The sequence below is a fragment of the Algoriphagus sp. PAP.12 genome (assembly GCF_026652115.1).
GTDB lineage: Bacteria > Bacteroidota > Bacteroidia > Cytophagales > Cyclobacteriaceae > Algoriphagus.
Genome location: NZ_JAPPSQ010000092.1, coordinates 1 through 280, shown reverse-complemented (window position 1 = coordinate 280; position 280 = coordinate 1). Strand labels below are relative to the sequence as shown.

Below are 280 nucleotides of genomic sequence, written 5' to 3'. Positions count from 1 at the left end.
AATATGTGTATCCGTGAGTTCGCACGTTGCCAAATGACAGTTGGTGTCACTGGTTTTGTCAAGTAGAAAAGTACGCTTTTCTTTGGTTTAAACATCAGAGATCATGAAACTAATCCACTTTCTAAACCAATTTCCAGATGAAGAATCCTGTGAACTCTTCATTAAATCTTACCGGGAGAAGTCCGGTATTTATTGTAAAAAGTGCGAAAAAGTGACTCGTCATTACTGGTTCAGTGGTGCGAAGTTTTTCGAATGCAGTCATTGCCGGAGAAGAAGTTCA

Annotated in this window: 1 protein-coding gene; it reads left to right on the top strand. The window is 39.3% G+C overall.

All coding sequences use genetic code 11. The features are described from left to right. Positions 1–103 precede the first annotated feature (103 nt). Positions 104–280: transposase (locus O0V13_RS21595; protein WP_268037088.1), on the top strand; the 177-nt coding region annotated here is incomplete at its 3' end.